Here is a 7,919-nt window from a genome sequence, read left to right as displayed (position 1 = left end):
GCCACGGCGACCGGTGCCGGGGCTGCCGGCGCGGCGACGGGCTGTGCGGCCGGCTTGGCCGGGGCGGGGCGGGCCCCACCCGGCTTGGCGGTCGATGCGACGGCCGGCTTTGCGGCGGCCGGCGCTTCGGTTTTGGTTCCCGCGGCGGCGGTCTTCACACCGTCGGCCTCGAGCGCGGCGCGGAGGCGCCGGGCTACGGGGGGTTCAACACTGGAGGACGGTCCCTTGACGAACTCGCCCATTTCCTTCAATTTGGCAAGGGCTACCTTGCTGTCGACGCCGAGCTCGGTTGCGATCTCGTGTACGCGTGGTTTTGCAGCCACAATTCTCCTGTTCCGGGCCTGCACCCGGAAAGGGGCAGACCGTTAGTAACGGACGGTTCTCATTTCGAGCCGCTCATTAGTTATCCATTAGCCAAGTCAGCCTGTTCTCTAGTTGTTTCGCGTCCACGGAACTGGTCACGCGAAGGGCACGCCCGAAGGCGCGTCGCCGCTGTGCGTCCTGGAAGCACGCGACGGTGGGATGCAACCACGCGCCTCTGCCAGGAAGTGTGGCGGTTTCATCCGCCACGAGTTCCGATTCCCGGGCCACAACCCTCAAAAGAGAGGAGCGAGGTGCGCGCAAACGGCATCCAATGCACGTTCTAACGGGTTCCATCGTACCCCCTATTCGGCGTCCTCCAGAATACTGTCAGGTTGGATGTCGATCTTGGCCCCGGTCAGCTTGGCCGCGAGGCGGGCATTCTGGCCCTCCTTGCCGATGGCCAGGGACAGCTGGTAGTCGGGAACGAGCGCCCTGACGGCCTTGATCGACTCGTCGATGACGTAGGCGCTGGTGACCTTGGCGGGAGACAGCGCGCTGGCGACGAACGTGGCCAGGTCGGGCGAGTAGTCGACGATGTCGATCTTCTCGTTGTTGAGCTCCGCGGTGACGGCGCGCACACGCTGCCCGAGTTCGCCGATGCAGGCGCCCTTGGCGTTGACGCCGGGTTCGGTGGCGCGCACGGCGATCTTGGTGCGGTGGCCGGCCTCGCGGGCGAGCGACACGATCTCGACGACGCCGCTGGCGATCTCGGGCACCTCGAGCGCGAACAGGCGGCGAACCAGGGACGGGTGGGTGCGTGACACGGTGATCTGCGGGCCCTTGAGCCCCTTGCCGACTGCGGTGACGTAGACGCGGATGCGCGTGCCGTGCGTGTAGCTCTCGCCCGGCACCTGCTCCTCGGGGGGCAGGATCGCCTCGATGCTGCCGAGGTCGACGTGGATCATGCGGGGGTTGGGACCCTGCTGGATGATCCCGGCCACGATCTCGCCCTCGCGGCTGCGGAACTCGCCCAGCACCGCGTCATCCGCCAGGTCGCGCAGACGCTGGTTGATGACCTGCTTGGCGGCGAATGCCGCGATCCGGCCGAAGTCGGTCGGCTCGTCGACGCCCTCGCCGATGATGTTTCCCTCGTCGTCCTGCTCGGGGACGAAGATGGTGATGTGGCCGGTCTTGCGGTCGAGAACGACCCGCGCCCCCGGCTCTTCCTCGACGGCCTGCTTCATGTGCTCACCCGGGTGGATGTGCTTGAGGTAGGCGGTCAGAATTGCCTGTTCAATGATCCGCGCGAGTTCCTCGAAGGGGATCTCTTTCTCGCGCTCCATCTGCCGCAACATACTGAGGTCGATGTCCATGGCCGGCCTCCTCTATTCAAATTGTGCCGCCGCGAAACTGCGCAGCGGGCTCACCTCTACGGTACCTGAATCCGAGGGGCTCCGTCACCGGGGATGCCCCTGTCCCCGGTGGCGTTCCGACGGCTAGTCTGGGCGAATGACGAGTGATTCCGCAGCAAAATCCGTGCGCAAGGTGGCGCGCAAGGCCGAAGACAGCACGCCGTTCCGGACCCTGGCCCGGGTGGGCTACGCGGTCAACGGTTTGCTCCACCTGCTGATCGGCCTGATCGCCGTCGGCGTCGCCACCGGCACCAGCGGAGCGAAGGCCGACCAGTCCGGCGCCCTCGGGCAGCTCGCCGCCACGCCCGGCGGGGTGTTCGTGCTCTGGACCGTGGTGATCGGCCTGGCCGCCCTCGGCTTGTGGCAGGTCGTCCAGGCCTTCCTGGTGCCGGCCTACGACCCGAAACGCAAGTGGGCGCACCGGGTGATCGAGCTCGGCAAGGGCGTCGCCTACCTCGCGATCTCGGGAACGGCGTTCTCGTTCGCCCTGGGCGCCGGGTCGGACGCGGCCGCGAGCACCCAGGACTTCACCGCGGGGTTGCTGGCGGCGCCGGGCGGAGTCCTCCTGATCGTGCTGCTCGGTCTCCTCGTACTCGTGATCGGCGGTTTCTTCGTCTACCGGGGAGCCGCGAGGAAGTTCACCGAGGCGATCGCCGTGCCGACCGGCCCGGTCGGCACGGCGATCGTGAGCCTCGGCGTCTTCGGTTACGTCGCCAAGGGATTAGCGCTCGGCGTGGTCGGCATCCTGTTCCTGGTCGCGGCCCTCACGGCCAGCGCGGCCAAGGCGACGGGGCTCGACGGGGCGCTCAAGGCGCTCATCGTCCTGCCGTTCGGTCCCGGCATCCTGATCGTTGTCGGGGTCGGCCTGATCGCCTTCGGCGTCTACAGCTTCGCTCGGGCTCGGTACGCCCGCCTCTGACTAGCGCAGCGCCTCGGGGCGCTCAGCCCAGCCGGGACACGACGTCGGCGACGGCGACCTGTTCGCGTTCGCCGGTGCGGCGGTCCCAGAACTCGACGATGCCCTCGATCGCTCCCCTGCCGACGATGACGATCTTCGGAACGCCGATCAGCTCGGCGTCGCCGAACTTCACGCCCGGCGAGACCTTGCCGCGACGGTCGTCGTAGAGGACCTCGCGGCCGGTGGCTTCGATCGCCGCGACGACGGATTCCGAGGTCTCGAAGACGACCTCGTCGCGGCCGGTCGCGATCACGTGCACGTCGAACGGCGCGACTGATTCCGGCCAGATCAGGCCCTTCGCGTCGTTGTTGAGCTCGGCGATGGTGGCCAGGATCCGGGTTACCCCGATCCCGTAGGACCCCATCGTGACGGTGACGAGCTTGCCGTTCTCGTCCAGCACCTTGAGTCCGAGCGCTTCGGCGTACTTGCGGCCGAGCTGGAATACGTGGCCGATTTCCATGCCGCGGGCGAGTTCGACCGGGCCGGAGCCGTCCGGGGCCGGGTCGCCTGCACGCACCTCGGCGGCCTCGACGGTTCCGTCGGCGTGGAAGTCGCGGCCGGCGACGAGCCCGAAGACATGGCGGCCGGGCTCGTTGGCGCCGGTGATCCACTCGGTGCCGTCGACGACGCGGGGGTCGACCAGGAAGCGGATGCCGGTGGCGGATTTCTCGCCGAGGACGGCCCCGGCGATCGACCAGGGGCCGATGTAGCCCTTGACGAGGCCGGGGTGCCTGGCGAAGTCGGTCTCGTTGGCCGCCTCGACCTCGGCCGGCGCGAAGGCGACCTCGACACGCTTGAGGTCGACCTCGCGGTCCCCGGGGAGGCCGATGATGACCAGTTCCCGGCTGCCGTCCGGCTGCATCAGCGCCAGCACGACGTTCTTGAGCGTGTCGGCGGCGGTCCATTCGCGGCCGTCCGGGCGCGGGTGGGCGCTGTTGGCCCGGTCGACGAGGGTCTGGATTGTGGGGGTGTCAGGCGTGTCGAACACCTCGGCCGACGTCAGGTCCTTGAAGCTGATCGCGGGCGGCGCGACGGTCGTGAAGGCTTCGATGTTGGCCGCGTAACCGCCGGCCGAGCGCACGAAGGTGTCCTCGCCGACCGGGGTCGGGTGCAGGAATTCCTCGCTCTTCGAGCCGCCCATCGCGCCGGCATCCGCCTGCACGATCACGTATTCGAGGCCGAGCCGGGTGAAGATGCGTTCGTAGGCGTCGCGCTGGGCCTGGTAGCTCGCATCCAGGCCGGCGTCGGTGTAGTCGAAGGAGTAGGCATCCTTCATCGTGAACTCGCGACCGCGCAGCAGCCCTCCGCGCGAGCGGGCCTCGTCGCGGTACTTGTCCTGGATCTGGTAGATCGACAGCGGCAGGTCCTTGTAGCTGTTGTACAGGTCCTTGACCAGCAGGGTGAAGACCTCTTCGTGGGTGGGGGCCAGCAGCAGGTCGCTTCCCTTGCGGTCCTTCAGGCGGAACAGTCCGTCGCCGTACTCGTCCCAGCGCCCGGTGATCTCGTACGGTTCTCGCGGCAGGAGGGCGGGAAAGTGCACCTCGTGCGCGCCGGCCGCCGTCATCTCCTCGCGCACGATCGCCTCGATCTTCGCTTTCACGCGCAGTCCGATTGGCAGCCAGGCGAAGATCCCGGGGGCCTGGCGACGGATGTAGCCGGCCCGCACGAGCAGGCGGTGGCTGGTCACCTCGGCGTCTGAGGGGTCTTCGCGGAGGGTACGGAGGAAGTAGTTCGACAGGCGTGTAGGCACCCGTCTACTTTAGGCCGCGCCCGCCCGGTCCCGCGAAACCGCAGTCGTGCGCCTCATTCGGCCCGCATAACGCGCACGACTGCGGGTTCGCGGGGTGAGTAGGGCTACTTGCCGACGGTCACGACGGGCGCGCCGAGGCTGTCCTCGCTCGGGGGCATTTCGGCGGCCAGTCGGTTGGCCTCCTCGATCAGGGTCGCGACGATCTCGGACTCGGGCACGGTCTTGATGACCTCGCCCTTGACGAAGATCTGGCCCTTGCCGTTGCCGGAGGCGACGCCGAGGTCGGCCTCGCGGGCCTCGCCGGGCCCGTTGACGACGCAGCCCATCACGGCGACGCGGAGCGGCACGGTCATGCCCTCGAGGCCGTCGGTGACGTCGTTGGCGAGCTTGTAGACATCCACCTGGGCCCGCCCGCAGCTCGGGCAGGAGACGATCTCGAGCTTGCGCTCGCGCAGGTTCAGCGACTGCAGGATCTGCAGGCCGACCTTGATCTCCTCGACCGGCGGCGCGCTCAGGGACACCCGGATCGTATCGCCGATGCCCTCGGAGAGCAGGATGCCGAACGCCGTGGCGCTCTTGATCGTGCCCTGGAACGACGGCCCGGCCTCGGTGACGCCGAGGTGCAGGGGCCAGTCGCCGCGTTCGGCGAGCAGCCGGTAGGCCTTGACCATGATGATCGGGTCGTTGTGCTTGACCGAGATCTTGAAGTCGTGGAAGTCGTGCTCCTCGAAGAGGCTCGCCTCCCAGACGGCGCTCTCGACGAGCGCCTCCGGGGTGGCCTTGCCGTACTTCTGCAGCAGGCGCGGGTCGAGCGAACCGGCGTTGACGCCGATCCGGATGCTGACGCCCGCGGCCTTCGCCCGGCGCGCGATCTCGCCGACCTGGTCGTCGAACTTGCGGATGTTGCCCGGGTTCACCCGCACGGCCGCGCAGCCGGCGTCGATCGCCGCGTACACGTAGCTGGGCTGGAAGTGGATGTCCGCGATGACCGGGATCTGGCTCTTCTTCGCGATGATCGGCAGCGCCTCGGCGTCGTCGCGGCTGGGCACGGCGACACGCACGATGTCACAGCCGGACGCGGTCAGCTCGGCGATCTGCTGGAGGGTCGCGTTGATGTTCGGCGTCGGCGTTGTCGTCATCGATTGGACGCTCACCTGGGCGTCGCCGCCGACGAGTACCTTGCCGACTTTGATCTGACGGGTCTTTCGTCTGGGAGCGAGTACCTCAGGTACCTTGGGCATCCCTAAATTGATTGCAGCCACGCCGTTAGCTTACGCGCCGTGACCGGGACGTTGGCTGTGCGGCCGGGCACTGTCGGTCAGGACACCCAGTGGCTGAGGTTGACCGGCGCCGAGATGTGATCGATGACGCCCGAAGCCGAATCGGAACTGGCGCGCACCGCCCAGGCGTTGGGATAGGTCACGTTCTCCCCGGCGGGCGTCGCGAGTTCGGGGCCGACGTCGACCAGCACGAAGGCGTAGCCGACCGAGACGAACATCACGTCGACGCTCAGGCCCAACCCCTTCGCGACGCCGATGATTTCGTGCCCGACGGTCTTGCCGGCCGCCGTCTCGATCCCGACCCCGTCGCCGATGACGCCGCGGGTGACATCGAGTTGGAAGTCGCTGTAGCCCGGGAAGTTGCCCACGGTCGGCAGGAAGTCGGTGAGCCGCAGACCGGTCCAGGAGTAGGTGACCCCGGCCGGGGCCTCCAACCCGGCCGCGAACGGGGTGATCGAGGGTTCTCCGCCGATCACCACGGACAGCGCGTCCACCACTTTCTCGGGCGGGAGGTCGTACGGAAGCGACTTCACGACGGACCCCGCCGCGTCCGCGAGGTCCAGCGCCTCGGCGCGCACGATGATGGTGGTGACGGTGGTGAGCGGATCACCGCGCGGGGCGGGGGCCGGCGAGGCTGTCACGTCCACGGCTGGGCGGGGCGTCTGCTCGGAGGCACACGCCGCGCCAGCCAGCACGATCCCGATCACCAGCACGCCGACAACGAAGGGCCTTCCGAACGATCGGCGCATCCCGTGCCTCTTCCCCCAAGGGCGCGACCCGACGCGCCGCCTGCCGCGATCCTCCCATTTCGCGCGCGCGAACGGGAAGAGGCTCCGCATAACGATTCGGCCAAGGGGCCTGCCCCTCGCAACGGGAAGCCGGGGCGCCGGTCCCACCGGATCGGCGTTACAGTCGAAAGATCAGTGTGAAGACGAAGGAGTCACCCCTATGCCCGCAATCGACGTAGTCATCCTGGCCGGATCCCGCACCCCGCAGGGTCGCGTGAACGGCCAGCTGTCCTCCCTCACCGCCGTGCAGCTGGGGACGGCCGCCATCGCGGGCGCCCTCGCGCGTGCCGGCGTCAGCCCGGACCAGGTCGACGCCGTGCTGATGGGGCAGGTGCTCCAGGCCGGCTGCGGGCAGAACCCGGCCCGCCAAAGCGCGATCGCCGCCGGCATCCCTTGGAACGTCCCCGCGATGACGCTCAACAAGGTCTGCCTGTCGGGGCTTGCCGCGGTGATCGACGCGGCGCGTCTCGTCCGGCTCGGTGAAGCGGATGTCGTCGTCGCCGGCGGGCAGGAATCCATGTCGAAGGCCCCGCACCTGCTGCCCGGCTCCCGCCAGGGCTGGGCCTACGGAAGCGTCACCGCCCTCGACCACGCCGCCCACGACGGCCTGACGGATGCCTTCGACGGCCTGTCGATGGGCATCTCGACCGAGCGGGTCAACGAGAAACTCGAGCTGAACCGGATCGAGCAGGACGAAATCGCGGCCGCGTCGCACCAGAGGGCCGCCGCGGCCATGGCCGACGGCACCTTCGACGACGAGATCACGCCGATCAGCGTGCCGCAGCGCAAGGGCGAACCGAAGCTCATCGGCGCCGACGAGGGCGTTCGCGGCGACAGCACGGTGGAATCGCTCGGGCGCCTGCGCCCCGCCTTCTCGACCGACGGAACGATCACGGCAGGCAATTCCTCGCCGCTCAGCGACGGCGCGAGCGCGGTCGTCGTGGCCGGCAGGCAGTGGGCCGAGGAGCACGGGCTGACCTGGCTGGCCGTGATCGAAGCCTCCGGACAGGTCGCCGGCCCCGACAACTCGCTGCACTCGCAGCCGGCGAACGCGATCGCCCACGCCCTCGGCCGGGCCGGCTGGTCGGCCGAGGACCTCGACGTCGTCGAGATCAACGAGGCGTTCGCCGCGGTCGCCCTGCAGTCCTCGCGTGAGCTGGGCCTCAGCAGCGACAAGGTGAACATCCACGGCGGCGGGATCGCGATCGGCCACCCGATCGGCGCCTCCGGCGGCCGGCTCGCCCTGCACGCGGCGCTGGAACTCGCTCGTCGGGGCGGCGGCAAGGCGGCCGTGTCGCTCTGCGGCGGCGGCGGCCAGGGCGAGGCACTGCTCCTCTCCCGCTAAAACCCCCTCCGCCCCTCCCGCGAAACCACAGTTGTGCGCGCTAAAACGCGTTCAGAACGCGCACAACTGCGGTTTCGCGGGGG

8 protein-coding genes are annotated in these 7,919 nt (G+C 68.9%); 2 read left to right on the top strand and 6 right to left on the bottom strand.

The features are described 5' to 3' along the window. The 3 genes from E3O23_RS18610 to nusA all read right to left on the bottom strand — a co-directional run. Positions 1 to 323: translation initiation factor IF-2 N-terminal domain-containing protein (locus E3O23_RS18610; protein ID WP_241983495.1), on the bottom strand; the 323-nt coding region annotated here is incomplete at its 3' end. Positions 324 to 399: 76 nt separating this feature from the next. Beyond that, positions 400 to 657, bottom strand: a complete 258-nt coding sequence (locus tag E3O23_RS14775) for a YlxR family protein (protein WP_092321589.1) — start codon at positions 655 to 657, stop codon at positions 400 to 402. Positions 658 to 665: 8 nt separating this feature from the next. Beyond that, positions 666 to 1,676 (bottom strand): transcription termination factor NusA, encoded by a 1,011-nt coding sequence (gene nusA, locus E3O23_RS14770; protein ID WP_134492284.1) that lies wholly within the window; start codon positions 1,674 to 1,676, stop codon positions 666 to 668. A 136-nt stretch (positions 1,677 to 1,812) separates the two neighbouring features. On the opposite strand from nusA, the gene E3O23_RS14765 reads away from it, so the two are divergent. Next, complete coding sequence (locus E3O23_RS14765; protein WP_134492282.1) at positions 1,813 to 2,634, top strand: DUF1206 domain-containing protein; 822 nt, start codon at positions 1,813 to 1,815, stop codon at positions 2,632 to 2,634. A gap of 22 nt (positions 2,635 to 2,656) precedes the next feature. Here E3O23_RS14765 and E3O23_RS14760 read toward each other — a convergent pair whose 3' ends face one another. From E3O23_RS14760 to E3O23_RS14750, 3 genes are all read right to left on the bottom strand, one after another. Continuing rightward, positions 2,657 to 4,423: a proline--tRNA ligase gene (locus tag E3O23_RS14760; protein WP_174776655.1), complete on the bottom strand. Its 1,767-nt coding sequence runs from the start codon at positions 4,421 to 4,423 to the stop codon at positions 2,657 to 2,659. Positions 4,424 to 4,527: 104 nt separating this feature from the next. After that, positions 4,528 to 5,685 (bottom strand): flavodoxin-dependent (E)-4-hydroxy-3-methylbut-2-enyl-diphosphate synthase, encoded by a 1,158-nt coding sequence (gene ispG, locus E3O23_RS14755; protein WP_174775354.1) that lies wholly within the window; start codon positions 5,683 to 5,685, stop codon positions 4,528 to 4,530. A 56-nt stretch (positions 5,686 to 5,741) separates the two neighbouring features. Next, positions 5,742 to 6,452 (bottom strand): hypothetical protein, encoded by a 711-nt coding sequence (locus tag E3O23_RS14750; protein ID WP_134492280.1) that lies wholly within the window; start codon positions 6,450 to 6,452, stop codon positions 5,742 to 5,744. Between the two features lie 199 nt (positions 6,453 to 6,651). Between E3O23_RS14750 and E3O23_RS14745 the strand changes: the two genes are divergently transcribed. Then, positions 6,652 to 7,836: an acetyl-CoA C-acetyltransferase gene (locus E3O23_RS14745; RefSeq protein ID WP_134492278.1), complete on the top strand. Its 1,185-nt coding sequence runs from the start codon at positions 6,652 to 6,654 to the stop codon at positions 7,834 to 7,836. Positions 7,837 to 7,919: the final 83 nt, after the last annotated feature.

The sequence above is a fragment of the Cryobacterium tagatosivorans genome, from assembly GCF_004402215.1.
GTDB classification, from domain to species: Bacteria; Actinomycetota; Actinomycetes; order Actinomycetales; family Microbacteriaceae; genus Cryobacterium; species Cryobacterium tagatosivorans.
Note: the sequence above shows the minus strand (reverse complement) of the source record. Positions and strands in the feature narration are given on the sequence as shown.